This window comes from Deinococcus seoulensis (assembly GCF_014648115.1).
In the GTDB taxonomy this organism is placed as follows: Bacteria; Deinococcota; Deinococci; order Deinococcales; family Deinococcaceae; genus Deinococcus; species Deinococcus seoulensis.
In genome coordinates, this window is the sequence record NZ_BMQM01000023.1 from 1 (window position 1) to 23532 (window position 23532).

The 23532-nt window shown below is 69.7% G+C and carries 25 protein-coding genes; 11 read left to right on the top strand and 14 right to left on the bottom strand.

Annotated features, from left to right (window positions below):
* Nucleotides 1–104: 104 nt before the first annotated feature.
* Nucleotides 105–635: a hypothetical protein gene (locus IEY70_RS14895; RefSeq protein ID WP_189065829.1), complete on the bottom strand. Its 531-nt coding sequence runs from the start codon at nucleotides 633–635 to the stop codon at nucleotides 105–107.
* Between the two features lie 2 nt (nucleotides 636–637).
* Nucleotides 638–1210 (bottom strand): YdcF family protein, encoded by a 573-nt coding sequence (locus tag IEY70_RS14900; RefSeq protein WP_189065830.1) that lies wholly within the window; start codon nucleotides 1208–1210, stop codon nucleotides 638–640.
* Nucleotides 1211–1436: 226 nt separating this feature from the next.
* Between IEY70_RS14900 and topA the strand changes: the two genes are divergently transcribed.
* The 3 genes from topA to IEY70_RS14915 all read left to right on the top strand — a co-directional run bounded on the left by topA (nucleotide 1437) and on the right by IEY70_RS14915 (nucleotide 5236).
* On the top strand, nucleotides 1437–4349 hold the full coding sequence (gene topA, locus IEY70_RS14905) for a type I DNA topoisomerase (protein ID WP_189065831.1): 2913 nt from the start codon (nucleotides 1437–1439) through the stop codon (nucleotides 4347–4349).
* Between the two features lies 1 nt (nucleotide 4350).
* Complete coding sequence (locus IEY70_RS14910) at nucleotides 4351–4665, top strand: hypothetical protein (RefSeq protein WP_189065832.1); 315 nt, start codon at nucleotides 4351–4353, stop codon at nucleotides 4663–4665.
* A gap of 133 nt (nucleotides 4666–4798) precedes the next feature.
* Nucleotides 4799–5236, top strand: a complete 438-nt coding sequence (locus tag IEY70_RS14915; RefSeq protein WP_189065833.1) for an acyl-CoA thioesterase — start codon at nucleotides 4799–4801, stop codon at nucleotides 5234–5236.
* A 73-nt stretch (nucleotides 5237–5309) separates the two neighbouring features.
* Here the strand turns inward: IEY70_RS14915 and IEY70_RS14920 are convergent, their stop codons facing one another.
* Genes IEY70_RS14920 through IEY70_RS14930 form a run of 3 tightly spaced genes read right to left on the bottom strand, consistent with a single transcriptional unit; the run spans nucleotide 5310 to nucleotide 7160 of the window.
* Nucleotides 5310–5861 carry an SRPBCC family protein gene (locus tag IEY70_RS14920; protein WP_189065834.1) on the bottom strand — a complete coding sequence of 184 codons (552 nt, stop codon included), beginning with the start codon at nucleotides 5859–5861 and terminating at the stop codon, nucleotides 5310–5312.
* A gap of 48 nt (nucleotides 5862–5909) precedes the next feature.
* Nucleotides 5910–6665 carry a PIG-L deacetylase family protein gene (locus tag IEY70_RS14925; RefSeq protein ID WP_189065835.1) on the bottom strand — a complete coding sequence of 252 codons (756 nt, stop codon included), beginning with the start codon at nucleotides 6663–6665 and terminating at the stop codon, nucleotides 5910–5912.
* 33 nt (nucleotides 6666–6698) lie between these two features.
* The gene (locus tag IEY70_RS14930; RefSeq protein ID WP_189065836.1) at nucleotides 6699–7160 is read right to left on the bottom strand and encodes a DUF4870 domain-containing protein; all 462 of its coding nucleotides are present in this window, start codon (nucleotides 7158–7160) and stop codon (nucleotides 6699–6701) included.
* A gap of 39 nt (nucleotides 7161–7199) precedes the next feature.
* On the opposite strand from IEY70_RS14930, the gene rnhA reads away from it, so the two are divergent.
* Nucleotides 7200–7748: a ribonuclease HI gene (gene rnhA / locus IEY70_RS14935; RefSeq protein ID WP_189065837.1), complete on the top strand. Its 549-nt coding sequence runs from the start codon at nucleotides 7200–7202 to the stop codon at nucleotides 7746–7748.
* A 1-nt stretch (nucleotide 7749) separates the two neighbouring features.
* Here the strand turns inward: rnhA and IEY70_RS14940 are convergent, their stop codons facing one another.
* Entirely contained in the window at nucleotides 7750–8151 is a 402-nt protein-coding gene (locus tag IEY70_RS14940; RefSeq protein WP_189065838.1) for a GNAT family N-acetyltransferase, read from the bottom strand.
* 86 nt (nucleotides 8152–8237) lie between these two features.
* Here IEY70_RS14940 and IEY70_RS14945 point away from each other — a divergent pair, with 86 nt between their 5' ends.
* Entirely contained in the window at nucleotides 8238–9617 is a 1380-nt protein-coding gene (locus IEY70_RS14945; RefSeq protein WP_189065839.1) for an MFS transporter, read from the top strand.
* A 140-nt stretch (nucleotides 9618–9757) separates the two neighbouring features.
* On the opposite strand, the gene glmU is transcribed toward IEY70_RS14945, so the two are convergent.
* The 5 genes from glmU to IEY70_RS14970 all read right to left on the bottom strand — a co-directional run bounded on the left by glmU (nucleotide 9758) and on the right by IEY70_RS14970 (nucleotide 14367).
* On the bottom strand, nucleotides 9758–11206 hold the full coding sequence (gene glmU, locus IEY70_RS14950; RefSeq protein WP_189065840.1) for a bifunctional UDP-N-acetylglucosamine diphosphorylase/glucosamine-1-phosphate N-acetyltransferase GlmU: 1449 nt from the start codon (nucleotides 11204–11206) through the stop codon (nucleotides 9758–9760).
* Between the two features lie 115 nt (nucleotides 11207–11321).
* Nucleotides 11322–12248 carry a prolipoprotein diacylglyceryl transferase gene (locus tag IEY70_RS14955; RefSeq protein ID WP_189065841.1) on the bottom strand — a complete coding sequence of 309 codons (927 nt, stop codon included), beginning with the start codon at nucleotides 12246–12248 and terminating at the stop codon, nucleotides 11322–11324.
* A gap of 133 nt (nucleotides 12249–12381) precedes the next feature.
* Nucleotides 12382–13170 carry a twin-arginine translocase subunit TatC gene (tatC, locus tag IEY70_RS14960; RefSeq protein ID WP_189065842.1) on the bottom strand — a complete coding sequence of 263 codons (789 nt, stop codon included), beginning with the start codon at nucleotides 13168–13170 and terminating at the stop codon, nucleotides 12382–12384.
* A 10-nt stretch (nucleotides 13171–13180) separates the two neighbouring features.
* On the bottom strand, nucleotides 13181–13411 hold the full coding sequence (locus IEY70_RS14965; protein ID WP_055363530.1) for a twin-arginine translocase TatA/TatE family subunit: 231 nt from the start codon (nucleotides 13409–13411) through the stop codon (nucleotides 13181–13183).
* 227 nt (nucleotides 13412–13638) lie between these two features.
* Nucleotides 13639–14367 carry an SDR family oxidoreductase gene (locus IEY70_RS14970; RefSeq protein WP_189065843.1) on the bottom strand — a complete coding sequence of 243 codons (729 nt, stop codon included), beginning with the start codon at nucleotides 14365–14367 and terminating at the stop codon, nucleotides 13639–13641.
* 57 nt (nucleotides 14368–14424) lie between these two features.
* On the opposite strand from IEY70_RS14970, the gene mqnB reads away from it, so the two are divergent.
* The gene (mqnB, locus tag IEY70_RS14975) at nucleotides 14425–15156 is read left to right on the top strand and encodes a futalosine hydrolase (protein ID WP_189065844.1); all 732 of its coding nucleotides are present in this window, start codon (nucleotides 14425–14427) and stop codon (nucleotides 15154–15156) included.
* 83 nt (nucleotides 15157–15239) lie between these two features.
* Here the strand turns inward: mqnB and IEY70_RS14980 are convergent, their stop codons facing one another.
* Both IEY70_RS14980 and IEY70_RS14985 read right to left on the bottom strand, forming a co-directional pair.
* Nucleotides 15240–15665 carry a uracil-DNA glycosylase gene (locus tag IEY70_RS14980; protein WP_189065845.1) on the bottom strand — a complete coding sequence of 142 codons (426 nt, stop codon included), beginning with the start codon at nucleotides 15663–15665 and terminating at the stop codon, nucleotides 15240–15242.
* A gap of 84 nt (nucleotides 15666–15749) precedes the next feature.
* Nucleotides 15750–15887 carry a hypothetical protein gene (locus IEY70_RS14985; RefSeq protein WP_189065846.1) on the bottom strand — a complete coding sequence of 46 codons (138 nt, stop codon included), beginning with the start codon at nucleotides 15885–15887 and terminating at the stop codon, nucleotides 15750–15752.
* 173 nt (nucleotides 15888–16060) lie between these two features.
* Here IEY70_RS14985 and tdh point away from each other — a divergent pair, with 173 nt between their 5' ends.
* The 3 genes from tdh to dnaJ all read left to right on the top strand — a co-directional run bounded on the left by tdh (nucleotide 16061) and on the right by dnaJ (nucleotide 19707).
* Nucleotides 16061–17086, top strand: a complete 1026-nt coding sequence (tdh, locus tag IEY70_RS14990) for an L-threonine 3-dehydrogenase (RefSeq protein WP_189065883.1) — start codon at nucleotides 16061–16063, stop codon at nucleotides 17084–17086.
* Nucleotides 17087–17336: 250 nt separating this feature from the next.
* A complete protein-coding gene (gene trpS, locus IEY70_RS14995) occupies nucleotides 17337–18398 on the top strand; it encodes a tryptophan--tRNA ligase (RefSeq protein ID WP_229777961.1) in 1062 nt (353 codons plus the stop codon).
* 184 nt (nucleotides 18399–18582) lie between these two features.
* Nucleotides 18583–19707, top strand: a complete 1125-nt coding sequence (gene dnaJ, locus IEY70_RS15000) for a molecular chaperone DnaJ (protein WP_189065847.1) — start codon at nucleotides 18583–18585, stop codon at nucleotides 19705–19707.
* A 59-nt stretch (nucleotides 19708–19766) separates the two neighbouring features.
* Here the strand turns inward: dnaJ and IEY70_RS15005 are convergent, their stop codons facing one another.
* Nucleotides 19767–21227: a phytoene desaturase family protein gene (locus IEY70_RS15005; RefSeq protein WP_189065848.1), complete on the bottom strand. Its 1461-nt coding sequence runs from the start codon at nucleotides 21225–21227 to the stop codon at nucleotides 19767–19769.
* A gap of 234 nt (nucleotides 21228–21461) precedes the next feature.
* Between IEY70_RS15005 and IEY70_RS15010 the strand changes: the two genes are divergently transcribed.
* Nucleotides 21462–22457, top strand: a complete 996-nt coding sequence (locus IEY70_RS15010) for a ribose-phosphate diphosphokinase (protein WP_229777963.1) — start codon at nucleotides 21462–21464, stop codon at nucleotides 22455–22457.
* Nucleotides 22458–22589: 132 nt separating this feature from the next.
* Nucleotides 22590–23495, top strand: coding sequence for a fructosamine kinase family protein (locus IEY70_RS15015; RefSeq protein ID WP_189065849.1), 906 nt, complete (start codon nucleotides 22590–22592; stop codon nucleotides 23493–23495).
* The last annotated feature ends 37 nt before the right edge of the window (nucleotides 23496–23532 follow it).

The following is a 23532-nucleotide window of genomic DNA, read 5'->3' on the forward strand; positions in this document are numbered from 1 at the left end:
AGCACTCAAGAACGGCTGGCACGTCAGTTTTCACTTCATCTCATAAAATCTGTCAGGCGGTCAGCCCAGCAGGGTCAGGGTGGTCAGGGTCAGCAGGGTCTTATTCATCGGATTCCTTTGAGGTCGATACGTTCGTGGTGGTCACGGACAGGCACAGTGCAACCACGGGCATCGTCACAACTCATATAGCTGAACCGGGCGTCCAAGGTGACCGCAGATGACGTCGAGTCCAGTCGTAACTGCCGGGTAAGGCGAACTGGCCCGGCAGGGTAGACAGGCATTGGCTCGGGGCTTGCGGCGGAGACCACGTGAATCTCTTCAGGCGTGACTGTGAACTGCGGAGACAGTTCTCCGGTGGATGGAGCCGCCAATTCGAATCGGGTGGGGCGACCCAGACCATCGATCCCCTCTGCAGGCAGATCAACGCTGTACATGTGGAACCCGGGCTGGGGCGTAAAGACTGCCGTGATCGCCACCGTCTGCTCACCGGTCGGGCGGGCCAGCACGGCAACCTGAACGCCGTTTTTCCTGAATGTCACCAATGTGAGTTCAGCCTTTGCTGCGCGTTGCTGGCTGAGCAGGGCCACGCTGGTCAGTAGCAGCAGGCCGCTGAGGGCGTACCAGCGAACCTTCACGGCTACAGTCGGATGCCGATCAGGGAGTAGGCGGCCAGGGCGACTTTCTCGCGCAGCAGGTACGAGCGGTTTACCTGGGGGCTGAGGGGGCTGGCGCTGACGTTGGCGTTCAGGCCGATGGCGCGGGCCAGGGCGAGGGCGCGGGGGGCGTGGGCCTCGTCGGTGACAAGGGTCAGGGGGGTGTGGGGGGGCAGGGCGGCGCGGGCGTTCTGGAGGTTCTGCACGGTGGTGCGGCTGCGTTCCTCGGCGATCAGGTCGCCCGTGGGCACGCCGTGGCGGGCGAGGTAGGCAGTGCCGACGCCGCCTTCGGTGTAGGGGTCGCCGTCGCGGCGGCCGCCCGTGACGACGACCCGCTGCACGCCTCCGGCGCGGTAGAGGGTCAGGGCGTGGTCCAGGCGGCGCTGGAAGGCGGGGCTGGGTTTCCCGGCGTACTGCGCGGCGCCCAGGACGACCAGGGTGGGGTGGGGGGTGGTGGCGTTCGGGACGCGGAGGTTGGGTGTCAGGACGAATCCTGCAACGAGCAGGGCCGCCACGGCCAGTGGCAGCAGGGTGAGGGTGGCGCCCCGGGAACGCATCAGCGGCAGCGTAGCATGAAGGAAATGATAAGCCTGACGGTTTGAGGGCCGGTGGCCGGGCATGGCGTTCAGTGGCCGGGCGGAACTTTCCGTGGCAGTGATTTTCCGTGGCAGTGTGGAACCTGTGCCGGAGCGTGAACGGGAACGCGTGCTACGCTCGGCCCGTACCTCTGATTACGGGAGCCCCTGCTCACGGGACCCTGCTCACGGGGAAGAGACCTTACTTATGCCCAGAACCCTTGTCATTGTCGAGTCGCCTGCCAAAGCCCGCACCATCGAGAAGTACCTCGGAAAGGGGTACGCGGTGGAGTCTTCCATCGGGCACATCCGCGACCTGCCGAAAAGTGCGGCGGACATCCCGGAGAAGTACAAGGGGAAAGCCTGGGCGCGCCTTGGTCTGGATGTCGAGCATGACTTTCAGCCGCTGTACGTCGTGTCGCCCGAGAAGAAGGCGCACGTGGCGAAACTGCGTAAGCTGGCGGCCGAGGCGGACGAGATCATCCTGGCGACCGACGATGACCGCGAGGGTGAGAGCATCGCGTGGCACCTGTTTCAGGAACTGAACCCGAAGGTGCCGGTCAAGCGGATGGTGTTCCACGAGATCACCAGGGAAGCCATTCAGGCCGCGATTGCCGCGCCGCGCCAGATTGACACGAACCTCGTGGAGGCGCAGGAGGCCCGCCGCGCCCTGGACCGCCTGTACGGCTACGAGGTCAGTCCGGTCCTGTGGAAGAAGGTCAAGCCGAAGCTCTCGGCGGGCCGCGTGCAGAGCGTGGCGACCCGCATGCTGGTGGAACGCGAACGCGAACGCATGCGCTTTGTCAGTGCGTCGTGGTGGGACCTGCTGGTCACGGGGAAGACGGCGGACGAGCAGACCTTCCCGGCCCGCCTGACCGACGTGGCTGGCCCCGACGGACAGATGCAGAAGCTGGCGCTGGGCCGTGACTTCGACCCGCTGACCGGACGGCTGAAAGCGGGCGTGACGGCCCGGTTGCTGAGCGAGGCCGAGGCCCGCGCCCTGGCCGACGGCCTGACCGGGCAGCCGCTGACGGTCACGAGCGCCGAGGAGAAACCCTTCACGCAGCGCCCGTACCCGCCGTTCATCACGTCCACGTTGCAGCAGGAGGGGAGCCGCAAGCTGGGCTTCGCCGCCACGCGCACCATGCGCGCCGCGCAGCGCCTGTACGAGCAGGGCTACATCACGTACATGCGCACCGACAGCACCAACCTGAGCACCGAGGCGGTCACGGCCGCCCGCACGCAGGTCACGCAGATGTACGGCCCCAGTTACCTGTCGCCGCAGCCGCGCGTGTACGCCAAGAAAGCCAAGAACGCCCAGGAGGCCCACGAGGCGATCCGCCCGGCCGGAAGTGCCTTCCGCACGCCCGAGAGCCTGCGCGCCGAACTGAGCGGCGACGAGTGGCGCCTGTACGACCTGATCTGGAAACGCACCGTCGCCTGCCAGATGGCCGACGCGCGCGGCCGCAGCCTGCGCGTGCGCCTGGGCGGACAGACGAAGGCGGGCGAGGTGGTCGCCCTGAGCGCCTCGGGCCGCACCATCGACTTCCCCGGCTTCCTGCGCGCCTACGTGGAGGGCAGCGACGACCCCAGCGCCGCGCTGGAAGACCGCGAGACGCCCCTGCCGCCCCTGAAGGAAGGCGAGCGCGTCACCGCCGAGAGCGTCAAGCCCGAGGGTCACGACACGCAGCCCCCCGCCCGCTACACCGAGGCGTCACTGGTGCAGTCGCTGGAAGGCGCGGGCATCGGCCGCCCCAGCACGTACGCCAGCATCCTGGGCACCATTCAGGACCGTGGGTACGCCACCAAGAAAGGGCAGGCGCTGGTGCCGTCCTGGACGGCCTTCGCCACCAGCGCGCTGCTGGAACACCACTTCGCGTCGCTGGTGGACTACGACTTCACCGCCAAGATGGAAGAGGACCTCGACGACATCGCGGGCGGCCGCGCCCAGCGGGTGCCGTACCTGCGGCGCTTCTACCTGGGTGACGACGGCGAGGGCATGGCCCTGCGGCCCCTGATCGACCGGCAGATGGGCGAGATCGACGCGCGCAGCATCGCCACCATCAACGTGCCCCGACTGGAAGGCACCGGCATCGAGGTCCGCGTGGGCCGCTACGGGCCGTACATGGAACGCGGCGAGCAGAAAGCCAACCTGCCCGAGGACATGGCCCCCGACGAACTGACCGCCGGGAAGGCCGAGGAGATCATGGCCCGCCCCAGCGGCGAACGCCCCCTGGGCGTGGACCCCGACACCGGCCTGCCCGTCGTGGCCCGCGCCGGACGCTACGGCCCGTACGTGACGCTGGGCGACACCAACCCCCCGGTGCGCACTGCCAGCCTGTTCCCCACCGACGACCTGGACACCCTGAGCCTGGAACGCGCCCTGAAACTCCTGAGCCTGCCCCGACTGGTCGGCACGAGCGGCGGCGAGGAAGTCTGGGCGCTGAACGGCAAGTACGGCCCGTACCTCAAGCGCGGCACCGACAGCCGCAGCCTGACCAGCCACGAGCACCTGTTCGAGGTCGGCATCCAGGAGGCCGAGGCGCTGTTCCTGCAACCCCGCTTCGGGAAGGGCCGCGTGGCCGCCCCGCCCCTCCAGACCTTCGAGATCGAGGGCCGCGCGCCCATCCTGCTGAAATCCGGCCGGTTCGGACCGTACCTGACCGACGGGGAACGCAACGCCACGCTGCGCAAGGGCGAGGACGAGGGCACCCTGAGCGCCGAACGCGCCCTGGAAATCCTGGAGGAACGCGGCAAGGAACCGAAGAAGAAACCCGGCAAGGCCAGCCCCAAGAAAGCGGCCGCCAAAGCCCCGGCCAAGGCGGGTGCCAAGAAACCCGCCGCCAGCAAGGCCAGCGCTGGCAAGACCAGTACCGGAAAGGCGGCTGCCAAGAAACCCGCCGCGAAGGCCGCGCCCGCCAAGGCGACCTTCACCTGGGCGCAACTCAAGGCCCACCTGGGCGTCCTGAGTGCCCAGGAACAGCAACTCGTGACCGCCACCCGCGAACAGGGCCGCAAGGTCGAGGAAGTGGCCCCCGAACTGGGCCTGGACGTCAAGAAAGCCAAGGGCATGGCGTTGCAGGCCAGCAAGAAACTGAACCAGGCGGCGCGCGGAGAATAACGTGCCCACCCGCACCCACCCCGACACCCCCCAGGCCCTGCACCTGCCCCGGCTGGCGCAGGGCACACCCGGCGAGTGGGTGCGGCTGCCCGGCGGGAACGTGCAGGTCGTGACCCTGACCGGCACGCTGACCGGCCCGGCCACGCCCGGCTGGCTGGTGTGCCTGACCGGCGAGGCGGTCGTGGATCTGCCCCTGAGGAACTTCGTGCGCCTGCGCCCCGGCGAGGGCTACCACGTGACCCCGGAGCAGCCCTGGACGGCCTTCGGGACGCGTGACGGCACCACGCTGCTCCTGAGCGTCGGGGAGTCCGCGTGATACGGCTTCCGTTTGTTTCGCTGACAATCCGGAACTTCACCGGATTATCAGCTCCACGTCCGGAACCCGCCCTGCTCCCACTCGCATCCGCTCGGATTGAATGGTCCTTGCAGCCCATTCAACCGGAGTCCGTATGACCCGCCCCGTCCCGCACACCCGCGCCGAGTACCCATACCACCACCCCACCCCGACCCGCTGGGCGGATAACGACGTGTACGGGCACGTGAACAACGTGACGTACTACGCATACTTCGATACGGCTGTGAACGCCTACCTCGCGGCGCGCGGCGCGCTGGACATTCACGCCGGAGCGGTGATCGGGCTGGTCGTCGAGAGCGGCTGCGCGTACTTCGCGCCCGCCGCGTTCCCCGAATCCCTCAGCGTGGGCCTGCGCGTGGGCCGCCTGGGCAGCAGCAGCGTCCGTTACGAACTGGCCGTGTTCCGCGAAGGGGACGATGTGGCCTGCGCGCAGGGGCATTTCGTGCACGTGTACGTGGACCGCGACACCCGCCGCCCCGCGCCCCTGCCCCCCGTCCTGCGCGTCGCGCTGGAAGCCCTGCAACCCGGCTGATTGTCGCCTGTCTACCGGAAGGCACGCGCCCCGCAGCTTCCGTGCGGGGCGCGTGTTTCTCAATAGCTGAGGTTCAGCGTTTCTTCTTCGCGGCCTTCGCCGCCTCCTTCGCGGCTTTCTGCTCGGCCTTCTGACGCTCCTGCATCTCGCGGCCCATGTCCTCAAGCAGTTGCGCGCCCTGGGCGTCCACGCTGCGCTGCAATTCCAGCAGGGTCGTGGCGACCATGTTGTGCAGCACCCGCTCGATGGGCGTCCTGATCCAGCGGTACATCACGCGGGCATTCAGGGTCAGGGTCACCTCGGTCCCGCCGGGCATGGGTTTGAACGTCCAGCCCTGCGTGAGTTTCTCCAGCGGCCCCACGTTCCGCACGCTCTCCCAGCCGCCCCGCTGCGGCGCCTGCAACTGCCCGTACTTCGCAGTGAAACTCAGGCCCAGCAGGCGGCGCGTGAACTTGAACCGCACCAGCGCGTTGTTCGCCAGCCGGGCATTCTCGCCCTCATAATCGGCTTTCGCGAGGTTGGGGTCCCACTTGACGCGCCGCCTGGGCTCCAGCGCCAGCCGGTACAGCACGTCCGGACGGGCCCTGACCACGATGGTCTGCTTGATACTGATGGACTCGGACATAGTAACCGTCACTGTAGCGCGAAGCCGCCCACACCCGCGCGGGGACGGTCAGTCCAAGTAGGCCCGCGCCGGCAGCTGCGACACACGCAGGTTGAAACGCTCGGCGTAGCGCACGCCCGTCAGCCGTCCCACGCCCGCGCGGCCCTCCAGAAACTGCTCTTTCGTCCACTGCCAGCGGTAGAAGTCGTGGTAGTACTCCATCACACGCCCCGCCACGTCGATGGTGTCCGTGATGTCCACGCTGACCTCCGGGTACGGACTGGCCGGCGCGTAGTACTGGTAGAAGCGCACGGGTTCCCGCCACGCATCCAGGCGGCGCACGTCCTCGCCGCTCTCGATGGCGTCGTCGCCGCTCAGGTCCGGCGCGGGCGGCATGGCGGCCCCGCCGCCCACCTCGTTCACGATCTTCGGAATGCGGGCCAGCGTGATCGCGTCGAAGGCGATCTTCGCGGTCATGCGGTGATCCGGGTGCGGGTGATCGTCACTCCAGGTGATCACGGCGTTCGGCCGGAACCGCGCGTACAGCCGCGCCAGTTGCAGCGCCTCGCCCCGCCCGCCGGTCATGCGGCTGTCCCCCATGTCGAAGAAGTGATGCTGCGCCCCGATCTGCGCCGCCACCCACGCGCCGTGCTCGCGGCGCACCCGCGTGACCTCCGCGTGCGGCGCGTCCCCGAACTGACTGGCCAGTTCGCCCAGTGTCGTCCAGACCAGCATGACCTCGTCGCCACGCGCCGCGTGTTTCGCCAGGGTCCCCATGCACCCGATCTCGTCGTCCGGGTGCGCAAACACAGCCATGATCCGCATGCGACACAGCATACCCGCCCACGCCCGATTTCCTCAGCGCAGGAAGCGGATGCTCAGCGGGTACCGGTACGGCTGCCCCGCACTGACCCGCACGACCGCCACCAGCATGAACACGAACGGCACCAACCCCAGCACCGCCATCACCGGCAGGAAGAACAGGAAGAACGCCCCGAACGTCCCCAGGAACGCCAGCGTCCCCAGGTCCGGCGTCCCCGCCGCCGCCCCCACCGCCCCACCGATCAGACCCGCGCTGAACAGAATGAACGCCAGCACCCCCACCACCAGCCCGTACAGCCAGAAACTCAGCTGAAAGTTCAGGGCTTCCTTCCCCTGCTCGTCCAGCGCGCCGCTGCGGTCCCGGAACGCCAGCCACGCCACCAGCGGCCCCAGCACGTTCCCCAGGGTCGGCAGCACAAACCCCGCCAGCGGCGACAGGTGCGTGACGATCGCCGCAGTACGGTCGGATTCCGGAATGACAGGCAGGGAACGGCTCATGCTTGACAGTACGCCCCGCACCTCCCTACAGTTCCCAGAATGTCGCGCCCGCACCAACCCCAGTCCGCCGCGCGCAAAGCGCAGGCCGCCGCGCGTGACCGCCAGCCCCTCCCGGCCGGCATTCAACCCGCGCAACCCGTGGTGGGCGACCACGTCGAACTGTACAGCGACGGCGCCTGCGACACCCAGGCCGGACACGGCGGCTGGGCCACCATCCTCAACTGCAAAGGCCGCGAACTCGTCCTCAGCGGAAACGAGGAAGGCACCACCAACAACCGCATGGAACTGCGCGGCCTGCTTGAAGGCCTGAAAGTCCTCAAACGCCCCTGCCACGTCACGGTCGTCACCGACAGCCAGTACCTCCGCAAGGCCTTCACGGACGGCTGGATCCTGAACTGGCAACGCAACGGCTGGAAAACCGCGGCCAAGGACCCCGTGAAAAACCAGGACCTCTGGGAAGAACTGATCGCGCAGGCCAGAACGCACGCCCTGACGTTCGTGTGGGTCAAGGGCCACGCCGGGCACGGCGAGAACGAACGCGTCGACGAACTCGCCGTGCAGGAACGCAAGAAACTCCGGCAGAAGTAGCTCAGCGCGCCAGGGTGCAGCAGTATCGGCGGCCCCAGGGGCTGGGGAGTTCCTGAATGCGGAAGCCGCTGCGGCGGTAGAAGTCGGTGGCGTCCCCGTCGGTGTCGGCGCTCAGGGTGCCCAGGTTCAGGGCGGTCATCAGGCTGTGCAGGAGGGCGCGGGCGTGGCCCTGCCGGGCGTGGTCGGGGTGCGTGCCGAGGTGCTGCACGGTGCCTGCGTCGCCATTGATGGTCAGGCCCGCCGCGCTGACGGGCAGGCCGCCGACCTCCCAGGTGTGCAGTTGCCAGTCCGGGTCGGTGCGGTAGCGGCGCAGGGTGGCCTGAACGCGGGCGGGGTCCGGGTACATCGCGCGGGCCAGCAGCGCGTCGGTCTCTGGGGTGAGCGGGGTGTGGAGGCGCAGCATGCCCGGCAGGGTAGAGGGGCGGGCTGCGGGGGTGCATCGGCCAGTGTGCGGATTCGCGGCGGTGGACGCTGCCTTACGCTGGGCGTATGACGCTGCCGCCTGTTGCCCCCCTGCCCGACCCGCCCGCCCTGTCGGACGCGGCGCGCTGGCGGACGTTCCTGTGGCTGTGGGGGTCGCAGGCGCTGAGTGTGCTGGGGGGCGGCCTGAGTGCGTTTGCCATGAACATCTACCTGACGCAGTCACGTTTTCCGCTGGAGGCGCAGAAGCCGGAGCTGGCGGCGGCGCTGGCCCTGACCGGGCTGGGGTGGGGCGCGGCGGCGATCCTGGGGGCGCCGCTGGCGGGGGCGCTGGCGGACCGCTGGAACCGGCGGCGCATGATGATCACCTGCGACCTGCTGGGGGCGCTGCTGCTGGTGCTGGGCGTGCTGATGGTCACGCTGGGCACGCCGCCCGTGTGGCTGCTGACGCTGTTCACGGCGGGGCTGGGTCTGGTCGGTACGTTTCACGGGTCGGCGTTCGACACGAGTTACTCGTCGCTGGTCACGCGGGACCGCCTGCCGCGCGCGAACGGCCTGATGCAGACCCTCTGGAGCCTGTCCGGGCTGCTGAGTCCGGCGCTGGCGGCGCTGCTGATCGGACTGCCAGCCCTGGCGCGGCAGGGAGAGGTGCCCCTTCTGGCGGGGGCGCTGGCGGGCCTGCCGGACGGCGTGGCGCTGGCGCTGGGGATCGACGCGGCGTCGTTCCTGCTGGCGGCGCTGGTGGTGTCGCGCCTGCACTGGCCGCAACCACACCGCCGGGACGGGGGGAGCGCGCGGCCCTCGCTGGCGCAGGACATGCGCTTCGGGTGGTCGTTCATCGGGCGGCGGCCCGCGCTGCTGCACCTGCTGCTGACCTTCGCGGGCGTGAACCTGCTGACCAGCGGCGTGGGCGTCCTGCATCCGCTGCTGGTGCGGTTCACGCTGGGCGTCCCGGCCGACGGGACCGCCGCGGCCCTGGCGACCGTCTGGACGGCCCTGAGTGCCGGGGGCCTGCTGGGCGGCCTGCTGGTCAGCGTGACGGGCGGCCTGAAGCGGCGGCGGGTGCTGGGCGTGCTGCTGCCCATGATCGCCGCCGGGACTGCGCACGCCCTGAGCGGCGTGGCGGGCAGCCTGCCGCTGACGGCCGCGTGCGTGCTGGCTTTCGGGGTGATGACGCCGATCATGAACGCGCACTCGCAGAGCATCTGGCAGGCGCAGGTCGCGCCGGAACTGCAGGGCCGGGTGTTCAGCGTGCGCCGCCTGATCGCGCAGTTCACCGCGCCGCTCAGTACCGCGCTGGCCGGGCTGCTCGCCGCGCGGGTGGGGGCCGGGTCGATCCTGCTGTGGACCGGAGTGCTGATGGCCGTCCTGGCGACCGCGCAACTCCTGAACCCGCACCTGCGCCGCGTGGAGGACCCGCTGCCCGAAGCGCCGCCCCTGACGGCGTGATACGGACTCCGACTGAATGGTTTGTAAAAACCGTTCAGTCCGAGCGGATGCGAGTGGGAGCGAAACAGACGGAACCCGTATGAATCCGGCAGCAGCGGGGGGACGCCGACCGATGGCGTCCCCCCTTCACATTCCGTTCTTCAGTCCTGCCGGTCGAGCCACCCGGCCAGCCACGGCAGTTTCGTTTGCACCTTCTCGCGTAGGCCGGTCCAGTAGCGGTGGGACCAGCCTTCGAGGTTGCGTTGCTTGCCGCGTGCGACGGCCAGGGCGCCCTCGGGCACGTCGTCGTGGACGGTGCTGCCGCCCGCGATGAAGGCGGCGTCCCCGATCACGCGGGGCGCGACGATGGTGGAGTTACTGCCGATGAACACGCCGGCCCCGATGCGGCTGGGGTGTTTGTTCACGCCGTCGAAGTTCGCGATGATGGTCCCGGCCCCCACGTTCGTCTCGTCGCCGATGCTCACGTCGCCCAGGTACGCGAGGTGCCCGGCCTTCACGCCCTGCGCGAGACGGGCGTTCTTGGTCTCCACGAAGTTCCCGATGTGCACCGCCTCGCCCAGCACCGTGCCGGGGCGCAGGCGCGCGAACGGCCCCACGTCACTGCGCGCACCCACCTGCGCGCCTTCCAGCACGCTGTGCGGCTTCACGATCACGCCCCCTTCCAGCACGCTGTCCGTGACCACCGAGTACGCGCCGATCTGGGCGCCGTCCGCGACGCGCGTGGCGCCGCGCAGGATCACGCCGGGTTCCAGGGTCACGTCGCGGCCCAGCACGACCGTGTCCTCGATGTACACCGTCTCCGGCATGTGGATGGTCACCCCGGCCCGCATGTGCGCCTGCGTGATGCGCGCCCGGATGATGTTCTCGGCCTCGGCCAGCCCGGTGCGGTCGTTGGCGCCCATGACCTCGTCCGGGTCGTTCAGGCGGAAGGCGTGCGCCTCGGCCCCCTCGGCGCGGTACAGGCCCAGCAGGTCCGTCAGGTAGTACTCGCCGCTGGCGTTCTCGTTCGTGATGCGGTGCGCCAGTTCGTTCGCGCGGGCGTCCATCAGGTACACGCCGGAGTTGAATTCACCCACGGCGCGTTCCTCGGGCGTGGCGTCCTTCTGCTCCACGATGCGTTCCACGTTCCCCTGCGCGTCCCGGATGATCCGGCCGTACCCGGTCGCGTCCGGCAGCACGCCGGTCAGGACCGTGAACGCCCCACTGCGCGCGCGGTGGTCGGCCAGCAGGTCGCGCAGCGTCTCGGTGCGCAGCAGCGGCGTGTCGCCGTACAGCACCAGCACGTCCGCCTCCCGGTGGTCGTCGAGGGCGTCCATGCCCGCCAGGAACGCGTGCCCGGTGCCCAGCTGCTGCTCCTGGCGCGCGAACACCACGCCGCTCCCGGCCAGGGCCGCCTCGACCGCCCCGGCCCCGTGCCCGGTCACGACGACCACGTTGCGCGCGCCCAGTTCCTGCGCGGCCTTCACGGCCCACGCGACCATCGGGCGGCCCGCGACCGGGTGCAGCACCTTCGGCAGCGAGGATTTCATGCGCGTGCCCTGACCGGCGGCCAGGATCACCACGTCCAGCGGACGGTTCGTATCAGTCATACCGCCCAGCAGTGTACCAGCGCACCCACACTGCTCGCGGTCAGGGCGCCGGGCCGCCCGGAACGGCAGCGGGGCCGCCACGCGTTCAACGTGGCGGCCCCGGCAGGTGGGTGGTTCAGGAAGGTTTGAGGGTCGTGTCGGCCGGCGCAGCGGCAGGCGCACCCTGGCGGCGCAGGCGCACCAGCATCCAGATGCTGACCAGGATCAGCGGAATGCTGATCACGTGCGTGTCCGTGAACAGGCCGATGCCGGGGGCGTCCAGACCCTGGTTCAGGTACGCTTTGGGCGACAGGGGGTTCAGGCGGAAAGTTTCCTCCCACCCGGCGCGCAGCACCGAGTACCACAGCCAGAACTGCCAGAACGCCCAGCCGGGAATGCGGCTACGCAGCCAGAAGTACGACGCGACCGACAGGATCACGCCGATGATCACGCCGTACATCTGCGTGTAGTGCACGGGGGCGGTCATGACGATCTGCCCGCCGATCTGCTGGCAGTACTGCGAGAGGTCCAGGTCCGGGTTGGGGTTCTTGATGCACATGCCCTCGTGGAACGCGCGGGCGCTGTCGGGCCAGCGGTACCCGACGGCCCAGCCGGTCACGCGGCCCACGGTGTCCGTGCCGTTCATGATGTTCCCGATGCGCCCACCGATGATCCCGAACGCCACGCCGGGCACGCACAGGTCCGCGTAACGGTAGAAGTCCATGCCCTTGCGCCGCGCGTAGTACAGCATGACCAGAATCCCGCCGATCAGGCCGCCGTGAATGCTGATGCCGCCCTGCCGGAGGTTCACGATGTCCAGCAGCACGCGCGGGAACGGCGTGTTCTCGAACTGGTGCCAGGAGGTCGCCACGAACACGATCCGCGCGCCCACCAGGCCCCAGATGATCATCCAGAGAATCATGTCGTTGAACAGGTCCACGTTCAGGCCGCGTTCGCGCGCCATTTTCGTGCCGACCCACACGCCTGCCACGATGCCGAGCGTGATCAGCACGCCATACCAGGCAATCGTGAAACTGCCTATCTGAAGAAATACAGGATCCATACGTGCCTCGCAGTCTAGGGCTTTCTGCCCGCCAGGGTCCGGGCCACTGCGCCCGGGATCCGGCAGTCAGGGAAAGGCGCGTCCGGCTGCTGCGAGCCTGGACGCGCCAAGTGAAGGGGGAGAGGGACGAGGGTTACAGGCCCAGCGCGGGCGTCTCGTCGGGCGCCGTCTCGGGGGGAGGCAGGCGGAACGCGCGGGACAGGATCACGCCCAGTTCGTACAGCACGTACAGCGGCACGGCCACGATCAGCATGCTGGTGGGGTCCGGGGTGGGCGTGATGATCGCGGCGAACACCATGATCACGACCAGCGCGATACGCCAGCCCTTGCGCAGCAGCACGTGGTTCACGATCCCGATCCGGGTCAGGATCACGGCCAGGATCGGCAGCTCGAACGACAGGCCGAACGCCACCAGGAAGGTCGTGACCGTCCCGATGTAACTGCCCAGACTCAGGATCGGTGTGACCGCCCCGTTCAGGAAGTCCAGCAGGAACCGCACCATGGTCGGCAGGACCAGCGTGTACCCGAAGATCGCGCCCACGATGAACGAGAAGCCCGCCCCGATGATGAACGGCAGCGCCCAGCGGCGCTCGTGGTCGTACAGGCCCGGCGCGATGAACGCCCACACCTGCGTCAGCATGAACGGCAGCGCGATCGCCAGTCCCGCCCAGAACGACAGGTTCAGGCTCAGGATGAACTGATCGGTCAGGTTCAGCGTGACCAGTTGCACCTTGTCCTGCTGGTACAGCACCGAGGCGTTCAGGGGCACCTTGACCAGTTCCAGCAGTTGCAGGCGGTACTGGAAGGCGGCGACCATGCCGATCACCAGGAAGACCGCGCTGATCACGATGCGTTTACGCAGTTCCTCCAGGTGGTCGAACAGCGGCGCGCTTTTCAGGTTGGCGTTGGGATCGGCGGTCATGGTCCGGTCCTCAGTTGCGCCGTTCGGTGACGGGCGCGGCCTGCTCGGTGACGATGGGCGCGCCCGTCACGGGGTCCAGCTGACGCGAGGCGACGTCCGTGACAGGCACGACCGGCTCGTGCGTTTCTTTCTTGAATTCCTTGATGCCCTGTCCCAGGCCCTTGCCGAGCTCCGGGAGTTTGCGGGCGCCGAAGATCAGGGCGATGACGACAACGATCAGGATGATTTCGAGGGGTCCCATGATGTGGCTCCTTGCGGGCCGGGCAGGTGCGCGGCCACGGGTGAATGAGGTCGGGGGTAGGGAAGGGGGGGCCGAAGCGTCCGGCCTCGTGGCCGGGCGGAAGCTCCTCTGACATGAAGGTATGCGATGACGCCCGGATCGGATCAGACGCAGCTTACCTATCAAACCTTAATGGGGGCCGGTCAGGGAAGCGTAAACGCCGTGCAGGGCGGCACATGTCTTGGGCGTCAGATGCTCCAGCCGCCGTCCACCAGCAGTTCCTGACCCGTGATGTACGCCGCCTCCTTCGAGGCCAGGAACGCCACGGCGGCCGCCACCTCGTTCGGCTCCCCGAAGCGCCGGGCCGGGATGCGCGCCGCGAGCTTCTGCGCGTCCTGCGGGTCGGCGTGCAGCTGCCGCAGGCGCTCGGTGGCGGTGTAACCGGGGGCGACCGTGTTGCAGGTCACGCCGTCCGGGGCGACCTCCAGCGCCAGCGTCCGCAGGTAATTGGTCACCCCGGCCCGCAGTGCGTTGCTGACCGGCAGGGTGGGTGAGGGGCGGCCCACCGTCAGGCTCGTGATGGCGATCACCCGCCCCCACCCGCGTGCGCGCATGCCCGGCACGGTCGCGTTCGCCAGCCGCACGGTGCTCATGAAGGTCGTCTGGAAGCCCTGCGCCCAGGCATCCTCGCTGACGCCGCTGGGCAGTCCGGCCGCCGGGCCGCCCGCGTTACTGACCAGGATGTCCACGTCACCGGCCGCCGCCACGGCCGCCTCCACGCCCTCCGGGGTGCTGACATCCGCCACCACCCAGCGCGCCCCGATGGCGTCGGCGGCGCGTTTCAGGGCGTCCTCGCCGCGCGCCGCGACCGTCACGTGCGCCCCCATGCGGATCAGGTCGTGCGCCGCCGCCAGCCCGATCCCCTTACTGCCACCCGTCACCAGCGCGCGCCTGCCGTCCAGTCGAAACAGCGTCATACCCACCAGGGTACACCCGCCCCCACGCGCCCGCCGGGTACGCGTTACCCTGCCCGCATGACCCGGCCCAACCCCACCCCGCCAGACCCGCACCGACCGGCCGTCCTGATCGTGGTCGCCACGTCCGGCGAGGCCGCGCACCTGACCCCCCTGACCGGGGCTTTCGGGGAGCGGCTGCGCGTGCAGGTCACGGTCAGCGGGGTCGGGCCGGTCGCGGCGGCCCTCGCCACGCAGCGTGCCCTGCTGGCCGCCCCGTACGCCCTGGCGATCAGCGCCGGGATCGGGGGCGCGTACCCCGCCTCGGGCCTGAAACCGGGCGACCTGGCGGTGTCCAGCCGCATCATCCAGGCGGACCTGGGCGCGTGGGATGACGGGCAGTTCCTGGAGTTCACGGCGCTGGGCCTGTCCGTACTGCCACCCGCAACGGAGGGAGCCGCGCCGCCCGCCGACCCGGCCGTGACCGCCGGGCACTTTCCCGCCTGGGAGAAGGCCGCGCAGGTCGCCGCGCGCGCCGGGGCGCAGCTGGGGCCGCTGCTGACGCTGGGCAGCGTCACGGGCGACCACCGGGCCGCGCGACATCTGGAAGCCCGCCACCCCGGCGCCCTCACCGAGGGCATGGAGGGGGCCGGGGTGGCGCACGCCGCGCGGCTGGCCGCCGTGCCCAGCCTGGAGGTGCGCGGCGTGAGCAACCCCGTCGGCCCCCGCGACCGCGCCGCGTGGCGCATCCCGCAGGCCCTGGCCGCCACCCGCCGGGGCGTGGAGGCCGCCCTGCTGACCCTGCTGGACTGAATCGCGCTGGACTGAACCGCGCCGCCCCAATGGACTGGGGGCGGCGCGGGATCGGTCCAGCAGGACGGCTCAGTTCGGATTCATCAGTTCGGGTTCATCAGGGACTGGATCGGCGTGGTCTGCGCGGGAAAACTGACCGTGACGTTCACGGTCGTCCCGGCGGGCGTGGCGGGGTCCACGTTGATCCAGTGGCTCGCCAGGACCGGCGGGTTCGGCTGCGGGTCGATGGCGCGCACCAGCACCCGCCCCTGCGCCGGAACGAACGCGCACCAGCTTTCCGGCGCGGCCGTGAATGCCCGGACCGGCAGGACGCTCTGGAGCGTCAGGTCGTCCGGGGTCGCCCAGTACTCGATCAGCAGGCTCGCCTGCGTGCGGCTCAGGTCGCCCTTGGCGACATCCAGTTGAATCTCGACCTTGTCGTTCTGGCCGGATACGAGGTTCATCCAGCCCGGAACCACCAGGCGACCACTGCTGGCACTCTTGAACTGCTGCGGGGCGGGATCAGTCATGCGCTACAGACTACCGCCTGAACGGTCACACGGTTCCGACAGTGCCGCCCGGCGCGGGTAGGCTGCGAACGACTCGCCCTGAAACTACTCGCTCTGAATGGTGCGGGTCAGGGCGCGCACAGCCAGGAACCCCACCACGAAGAACAGCAGGGGAAGCAGGTTCACGCTGATCTCGGCATCTTTCTCGGGTTCCAGCGGGTTCTGACGACGGTACTTGATCATGCCCCCAGCCTACGGCACCCCGCCGGGCCGGACCTTAAGTCACACTTGCGACTCCCGCACCCCGCCCGGCTGTCCGGCCCAGGCGACCCCCCTGTAAGCCTGGCCGTTGCGCCCGCCCCGCGCCGGGGGGTAGAACTGCGCCCGTGACCACCCCCACCGACGCCCCCGCTACCATGCGCGCCCTGAGCAAACAACACGCCCAGGAGGGCATCTGGATGACCGAGGAGCCGGTGCCCACGCCCGGCCCGAACGACATTCTGATCAAGGTCCGCAAGGGCAGCATCTGCGGCACCGACGTGCACATCTACCGGTGGGACACCTGGGCGCAGAACACCATCCCCGTCCCCATGATCGTCGGGCACGAGTACGTCGGCACGGTCGCCGCCATCGGCAGCGAGGTCCGGGGCTTCCAGATCGGCGACCGCGTCAGCGGCGAGGGCCACGTCACGTGCGGGCACTGCCGTAACTGCCGCGCCGGGCGCCGCCACCTGTGCCGCAACACCCTGGGCGTCGGCGTGAACCGCCCCGGTTCCTTCGCGGAGTACCTCGTGCTGCCCGCCTTCAACGCCTTCAAACTCCCGGACGACATCCCCGACGACATCGCCGCGATCTTCGACCCCTTCGGGAACGCCGTGCACACCGCCCTGAGCTTCGATCTGGTGGGCGAGGACGTCCTGATCACGGGCGCCGGACCCATCGGCGTGATGGCCGCCGCCGTCGCCCGGCACGTCGGCGCGCGCAACGTCGTGATCACCGACATCAACGACTACCGCCTGGACCTCGCCCGCCAGATGGGCGTCACGCGCGCCGTGAACGTCGCCCAGGAGGACCTCCGCACCGTCATGCAGGAACTCGGCATGACCGAGGGCTTCGACGTGGGCCTGGAAATGAGCGGCAGCGGTCCCGCCTTCGCGCAGATGGTGGACGTCATGAACAACGGCGGCAAGGTCGCCCTGCTCGGCATTCCCGCCGGACGCGTGGACATCGACTGGAACGCCGTCATCTTCAAGATGCTGACCATCAAGGGCATCTACGGCCGCGAGATGTTCGAAACCTGGTACAAGATGGCCGCCCTGATCCAGTCCGGCCTGGACCTGACCCCCATCATCACGCACCACTACCCCATTCATGAGTACCAGAAAGGCTTCGACGCCATGCTCGGCGGCCAGAGCGGCAAGGTCATCCTGAACTGGGAGTAAACGCGGGTCGCCGGGAAGGTGGCATGTGGTGATCTTTCGCGATTCGCACACCCCTTCGCCATCTGGCGGATGTTTCATGTTCCCCTCGTGCGGCATGCTGCGGCGCATGAGCGTTCTCGTTCAGGTGTGGTGGCCCGGTGATCCGGGTGCCTTTGCCTGTTGACGTTCATCGTCGCGCCGCGCCCGGATTCAGTGTCCGGGCGCGGCTTTTTTGTGTCTCTCGTTTGTGTCTCTCATGGAGGAGTGGATCATGTCGAATGAAATTGCAGCAGGGCAGGGAATGGGGGAGAGGCCGCGCGTGCTGACCGGGGACCGCCCGACGGGGCGTCTGCACCTGGGGCATCTGGCGGGGTCGTTGCGGTCGCGGGTGGCGTTGCAGGACTCGCATGAGGTGTTCGTGCTGGTCGCGGACGTGCAGGGCCTGACCGATCACTTTGATAGGCCGGACGTGCTGCGCCGCAACATTCCGGAGGTGATGCTGGATTACCTGGGCGCGGGCCTGGACCCGGCGCGGGTGACGTTCGTGCGGCAGTCGGGCGTGCCGGAACTGACCGAGCTGACCGTGTACCTGCTGAATCTGGTGACCGTGTCGAAGCTGCGGCAGAACCCGACCGTGAAGACCGAGATCGCGCAGAAGGGCTTTGGCGAGTCGGTTCCGGCGGGGTTCTTCATCTACCCGGCGGCGCAGGTGGCGGACATCACGGCGTTCGGCGCGCAGGTCGTGCCGGTCGGCGAGGATCAGTTGCCCATGCTGGAGCTGACGCGTGAGGTGGTGCGGCGCTTCAACGGGCTGTACGGGCCGGCCGCCGACGGGACGGACGTGCTGGTGGAACCGCAGGCGCTGCTCTCGGCGTCGCCGCGCCTGCCGGGTCTGGACGGGCAGGCGAAGATGGGCAAGAGCCTCGGGAACGCCGCGTACCTGAGCGACCCGCCGGACGAACTGCGGGAAAAGGTGATGGGCATGTTCACGGACCCGGCGCACCTGCGCGCCAGTGACCCCGGACAGGTGGAGGGGAACCCGGTGTTCGCGTACCTGGACGCCTTCGACCCGGATGCGGCGCGCGTGCAGGCCATGAAGGACCACTACCGCGCCGGGGGCCTGGGCGACGTGAAGGTCAAACGGCACCTGCTGGACGTGCTGGACGCCGAACTGACCCCCATCCGCGAACGCCGCGCCGCGTACGCGCAGGACCCGCAGGCGGTCATGACGCTGCTGCGCGAGGGAACGCAACGGGGCCGCGAGGTCGCCGCGCACACGCTGGCGCAGGTGCGGGCCGCGCTGCACCTGACAGAGGCGGCGGCCCGGCCGTAGCAGGGGAGAGTGGGTGGGGGGCCACTGGCCGCTGTCCACTCTCCCCTGCCCCCCACCGTGTGCTCCCGTGCCTACTTTTCCTGAGTGTGGTCGTGTTAACCTGCTTGCTGGAGGCCCGGCACCGGCCCTGGCGGCGTGACGCTGCCTGTGGGAGTCTGGAAGGCGCCGAGGCGATAAACGAATCATGGACTACTACGAACTGCTGGGCGTGGCCCGTACGGCAAGTGCCGATGAAATCAAATCCGCCTACCGCAAACTGGCCCTGAAGTACCACCCGGACCGCAACAAGGAAGAGGGCGCCGCCGAGAAGTTCACGCAGATCAACGAGGCCTACGCAGTCCTCAGTGACGCCGAGAAACGCGCGCACTTCGACCGGTACGGCAGCGCGCCGGGCGCCGGAATGCCGGGCGGCGATCCGTTCGGCGGGATGGGCGGCGCGGGCTTCGACCCGATGGACATCTTCGAGCAGCTGTTCGGCGGCGCGGTGGGCGGCCGGGGTGGCCGCCGTGGCCCGGCACGCGGCGACGACCTGGAAACCGAGGCGCACGTGACGCTGGCCCAGGCCCGCGCGGGCGAGGAGATTCAGGTCAGCGTGGACCGCCTGACCGCCTGCGATCACTGCCACGGCACGAAAACCGAGCCGGGCGGGAAACCCCCGAAAACCTGCTCGACCTGCGGCGGCGCGGGCGCGGTGCGGGCGCAGGCGCGCACGATCTTCGGCGTGGTCGAGACGCAGCAGGCGTGCCCCACCTGTCGGGGCGAGGGTCAGATCGTTCAGGACCCCTGCACGGTCTGCAAGGGCCGGGGCCGCACCCTGAAATCCGAGCAGGTCAGCGTGAAACTCCCCAGAGGAATCGACGAGGGCTACCGCATCCGCGTGAGCGGCATGGGCAACGAGGGACCGGGCGGGAACGGCGACCTGTACGTGCACATCGAGATGGAGAAACACCCGGAGTTGCGCCGCGAGCAGGAGCACCTGATCTACCCGGCGAAGATCGGGTTCGCGAAGGCCGCGCTGGGCGGGCAGATCACGGTCCCCACCCTGGACGGCCCGCAGACGGTCGAGGTGAAGGCCGGCACGCAGCACGGCGAACTGCACCGCCTGCGCGGCCAGGGTATGCCGCGCCTCCAGGGGTCCGGCAGCGGCGACCTGATCGTCGAGTACGACGTCATCGTGCCCAGACCCGCCCAGCTGACCCCCGAAGCGCGCGAGGCCCTGCACGCCTACGCCCGCGCCGTCGGGGACGAGGTGAACGAGCGGCACGAGAGCCTGCTCGGCAAGGTCGGGAAGATCTTCCGGGGCGAGTAAGGGAGTAGAGAGTAGATGGTTGAAAGTTGATGGTTGCAGGAGTCAAATTCTGTCAACCATCAACTTTCGACTTTCAACCTGAATTCATCCTGCATGGCGGTCAGCGCGGCGTGGTGTCCGGCCATGCCGTGAATGCCGCCGCCGGGGGGCGTGGCGCTGGAGCACAGGTACACCCCTTTCACGGGCGTGCGGTACGGGGTGGGCGTGAGGACCGGGCGGGCCAGCAGGCCGGGCAGGTCGCCGCGCCCGCCGTTCACGTCGCCGCCATGAAAGACCGGGCTGAAAGCCTGGAGTTGCGTGGCGGTCGTGCGGGTGCGGGCCAGGATAAGGTCGCGCCAGCCGGGCGCAAACCGGTCGATCTGCCCCTCGATCTGCGCCTGGGCGTCGTGGTCGCTGCCGTTCGGGACGTGCGCGTACGCCCAGAAGGTGTGCCGCCCGGCGGGGGCGCGGCCCGGGTCGAACAGGGTGTGCTGCGCGGCCAGCACGTATGGACGCGGGTGCAGGTGCGCCTGCGTGACGGCTTCCGACGCGGCGATGTCGGCCGCGTGCCCGCCGATGTGCACGGTGGCGGCGCGGGCCACGCGCGGGTCCTGCCAGGGCATGGGGCCGGACAGGGCGTAATCGAACTTCTGAATGCCCGGGCCATAGCGGTAGCCTTCCAGCGCGTCGCGGTAGTGGGTGGGGGCGCGGTCGCCCAGGATGCCCAGCAGCACAGCGGGACTGCTGTCCACCAGGGTCACGCGGGCGGGCGGCAGGTCGCGGGCGTCCCTGACGGTCACGCCGGTCACGACCGTGCCGCCCAGGTACTCCAGGTAGGCGCGCAGCGCGTCGGCCAGCGCCTGCGCGCCGCCACGCGGGAACGGCCAGCCGACCGCGTGGCCCAGCAGCGCCAGCACCAGCGTCATGGCGGACGTGCCGGGCGTACTCAGCGGCAGGCAGCTGTGCGCGGCCAGTCCGGCCCACAGGGCGCGGGCCTCGGGCGTGCGGAACAGGGTGTCTCCCAGCAGCGCGGCGGGTGGCAGGCCCCGCACACCGAAGCGCGCCAGGGTCAGCGGGTGCGAGGGCACGCGCGGCAGCGGGCGCAGGATGTCGTGCAGCAGGCCCTCCCAGTCGGCCAGCAGCGGGGCCATCAGGCGCACCCAGGCCGGGCCGTCGCGGCCCAGCGCGTCGGCGGTGGCGTGCAGGTCGCGTTCCAGCGTCACGCTGCGCCCGCCCGGCAATGGGTGCGCCACGGGCGCGTCCGGGTGAATCCAGTCCAGCCCGAAGGCATGCAGCGGCCACTGCCGGAACGCGGGGCTCGCGGCGGCCAGCGGGTGAATCGCGGACCCGAAGTCATGCACGAAGCCGGGCAGGGTCATGGGCGCGCTGCTCAGGCCGCCGCCCACCTGCGCGTGCGCCTCGATCACCTGCACGCGCAGGCCCGCGCGGGCCAGGGTCACGGCCGCCGACAGGCCGTTCGGTCCGGCCCCGACGATCACCGCGTCCAGCGCGGCGGGCGGTCCTGCGGGAGGAGCGGTCATGCGCGCAGCGTACCGCCCGGCGCGGGCCGTCCCTGTTGAACAGACGTTCATGAGCGGCGCGGGCCGTGTTCCCGGCGCGGGCACGCCCGCACTCTGACACCCGGCGCGGCGGACGGGTATGCTGCTTGGCGGTTCGTCCGACCCCCCCACCCGGCGTTCGCGGGGCGGGTCCGGCGTGACGAGCACGCCCACTTCACCGCCCCCGCCCCCCCTTTCCTTCCGGAGGATCACCCCTTGCCCGTTTCACACCGCGCCCCGTCCGAACTGCTGAACAGTCGTCGTTCCCCCCTGCTGGTGTTCGCCGGTCAGAGCAACCGCGCCCTGGCCCAGTCCATCTGCGACCACCTGGGGGTGCCGCTGGGGCGCAGCAAGACCGAGAAGTTCACGAACGACAACATCATCGTGCACTACGAGGAATCCCTGCGTGAAGGTGACGTGTTCATCGTGCAGACCTTCAGCACGCCCGTCAGCGACGCCATCATGGAACTGATGCTGATGATCGACGCCGCCAAGAGCGCCAGCGCCGGGCGCGTCACGGCCGTCATTCCGTACTACTCGTACGCGCGCAGCGACAAGAAGGACAGCCCCCGCATCTCCATCGCGGGGCGCCTCGTCGCGGACCTGTTGCAGGAGGCGGGCGCGGACCGCATCCTGACCATGACCCTGCACGCCCCGCAGGTGCACGGCTTCTTCAAGGTGCCGGTCGATCACCTGTCCGCCGATCTGGTCCTCAGTCAGCACTTCAAGAGCTGCGTGCCCGACGCGCACAACGGCGTGGTCCTCGCGCCGGATGCGGGCAGCATCAAGCGCGCCTCTCAGATCGCCCGCCGCCTCGACAGTGGGCTGGCCATGATCGACAAGGAACGCATCTCGGACACCGAGGTCCGCCCCCGCGCCCTGATCGGCGACGTGGACGGCAAGACCGTGTTCATCGTGGACGACGAGATCAGCACCGCCGGGTCGCTGGTGGAGACCGTGAACATCGCCCGCAGCATGGGCGCCAAGGACGTGTACGTGGCCGTCACGCACGGCGTGTACACCGGCCCCGCCATCCAGCGCATCGCGGCCCTGGACGTCACGCAGGTCGCCAGTACCAACACCGTGCACGTCAGCCAGGACAAGCAGGAAGCGGCGGGCGGCAAGCTGGCCGTGCTGGACGTGGCCCCGCTGTTCGCGGACGCCATCACGAACATCCACACCGGCGCGAGCGTCAGCACGCTGTTCACGTAAGCGAGCGGCGCGGGCGGTGGGCGGCGGGTGATCCCGGTCGCCTGCCGCCCGCTGTCGTAAGGGACGGTAACGGTCCGCTGCACCGCTGCCAGTGGCCTGCAGTGCATGCTGAGCCATGAACACGGTTGAGCCATGAACACGGTGCTGCCGGACGCCCTGCGTCCCCTGACTCCCCTGATCGAGATGCACCTGGGCGCGGCCGTGCAGGGCGGCGTGCGCCTGCACGGCGGGGACATCAGCGCCGCGTACCGCCTGCGGACCACGCGCGGCGACTTCGTGCTGAAGGCCGCGCGGCCCGCAGGAGGAACGCACCTGCCCATGTACGCGCCGGAAGCCGAGGGGCTGGCGCTGCTGCGCGCGGCGGGACCGCTGGCCGTGCCGGACGTGATCGCGTTCGGGGACGGGCCGGGCGGCTGGCAGTACCTGCTGCTGTCGTACCTGACGCCCGCCGACGACACGCCCGCCCTGCACGGGGCGCTGGGGCGGGGACTGGCGGCGCTGCACGCACTGGCCGCGCCGGGGTTCGGGGGCACGCCGGACAACCTGTTCGGGTCGCTGCCGCAGCAGAATCTGGCGGCGGGTTCGGCGGCGCAGTTCTTCTGGTGCAGTCGGCTGTGGCCGCAGCTTCAGCGGGCGGGGGCGGCGCTGGGCACGGCGGACCGGGCGCGGTTCGCGGAGTTGCGGGAGCGGTTGCCGCGCCTGATCCCGCCGGAGCCGCCGTCGCTGGTGCACGGCGACCTGTGGCACGGGAACCTGCTGTTCACGGCGCGCGGCCCGGCCCTGATCGACCCGGCCGCCGCGTTCAGTCACCGGGAGGTGGACCTGGCGGCCATGCGGTTGTTCGGGGGGGTGCCGGCGCGGGTGTTCGCGGCGTACGTGGAGGCGTTACCGCCCGCCGAGGGCTGGGAGGACCGGGTGGCGCTGTGGAACCTGTACCCGCTGCTGGCGCACGTGAACATGTTCGGGGCGGGGTACCTGTCGCGCACGCGGGAGGCGCTGGAGGCGGCGCTGCGTCTGCCGGAACGCTGGGGTGCGTGACGCCCGGAGTGGGGGAGGGTCGCCCAATCCCCCATAG

Excerpts from the sequence above, each read along its gene's own strand:
- IEY70_RS14900 (WP_189065830.1), bottom strand. The coding sequence starts at position 1,210 with ATGCGTTCCCGGGGCGCCACCCTCACCCTGCTGCCACTGGCCGTGGCG.
- topA (WP_189065831.1), top strand. The coding sequence starts at position 1,437 with ATGCCCAGAACCCTTGTCATTGTCGAGTCGCCTGCCAAAGCCCGCACC.
- IEY70_RS14915 (WP_189065833.1), top strand. The coding sequence starts at position 4,799 with ATGACCCGCCCCGTCCCGCACACCCGCGCCGAGTACCCATACCACCAC.
- IEY70_RS14920 (WP_189065834.1), bottom strand. The coding sequence starts at position 5,861 with ATGTCCGAGTCCATCAGTATCAAGCAGACCATCGTGGTCAGGGCCCGT.
- IEY70_RS14925 (WP_189065835.1), bottom strand. The coding sequence starts at position 6,665 with ATGCGGATCATGGCTGTGTTTGCGCACCCGGACGACGAGATCGGGTGC.
- IEY70_RS14930 (WP_189065836.1), bottom strand. The coding sequence starts at position 7,160 with ATGAGCCGTTCCCTGCCTGTCATTCCGGAATCCGACCGTACTGCGGCG.
- rnhA (WP_189065837.1), top strand. The coding sequence starts at position 7,200 with ATGTCGCGCCCGCACCAACCCCAGTCCGCCGCGCGCAAAGCGCAGGCC.
- IEY70_RS14940 (WP_189065838.1), bottom strand. The coding sequence starts at position 8,151 with ATGCTGCGCCTCCACACCCCGCTCACCCCAGAGACCGACGCGCTGCTG.
- IEY70_RS14945 (WP_189065839.1), top strand. The coding sequence starts at position 8,238 with ATGACGCTGCCGCCTGTTGCCCCCCTGCCCGACCCGCCCGCCCTGTCG.
- glmU (WP_189065840.1), bottom strand. The coding sequence starts at position 11,206 with ATGACTGATACGAACCGTCCGCTGGACGTGGTGATCCTGGCCGCCGGT.
- IEY70_RS14955 (WP_189065841.1), bottom strand. The coding sequence starts at position 12,248 with ATGGATCCTGTATTTCTTCAGATAGGCAGTTTCACGATTGCCTGGTAT.
- tatC (WP_189065842.1), bottom strand. The coding sequence starts at position 13,170 with ATGACCGCCGATCCCAACGCCAACCTGAAAAGCGCGCCGCTGTTCGAC.
- IEY70_RS14965 (WP_055363530.1), bottom strand. The coding sequence starts at position 13,411 with ATGGGACCCCTCGAAATCATCCTGATCGTTGTCGTCATCGCCCTGATC.
- IEY70_RS14970 (WP_189065843.1), bottom strand. The coding sequence starts at position 14,367 with ATGACGCTGTTTCGACTGGACGGCAGGCGCGCGCTGGTGACGGGTGGC.
- mqnB (WP_189065844.1), top strand. The coding sequence starts at position 14,425 with ATGACCCGGCCCAACCCCACCCCGCCAGACCCGCACCGACCGGCCGTC.
- IEY70_RS14980 (WP_189065845.1), bottom strand. The coding sequence starts at position 15,665 with ATGACTGATCCCGCCCCGCAGCAGTTCAAGAGTGCCAGCAGTGGTCGC.
- IEY70_RS14985 (WP_189065846.1), bottom strand. The coding sequence starts at position 15,887 with ATGATCAAGTACCGTCGTCAGAACCCGCTGGAACCCGAGAAAGATGCC.
- tdh (WP_189065883.1), top strand. The coding sequence starts at position 16,061 with ATGCGCGCCCTGAGCAAACAACACGCCCAGGAGGGCATCTGGATGACC.
- trpS (WP_229777961.1), top strand. The coding sequence starts at position 17,337 with ATGTCGAATGAAATTGCAGCAGGGCAGGGAATGGGGGAGAGGCCGCGC.
- dnaJ (WP_189065847.1), top strand. The coding sequence starts at position 18,583 with ATGGACTACTACGAACTGCTGGGCGTGGCCCGTACGGCAAGTGCCGAT.
- IEY70_RS15005 (WP_189065848.1), bottom strand. The coding sequence starts at position 21,227 with ATGACCGCTCCTCCCGCAGGACCGCCCGCCGCGCTGGACGCGGTGATC.
- IEY70_RS15015 (WP_189065849.1), top strand. The coding sequence starts at position 22,590 with ATGAACACGGTGCTGCCGGACGCCCTGCGTCCCCTGACTCCCCTGATC.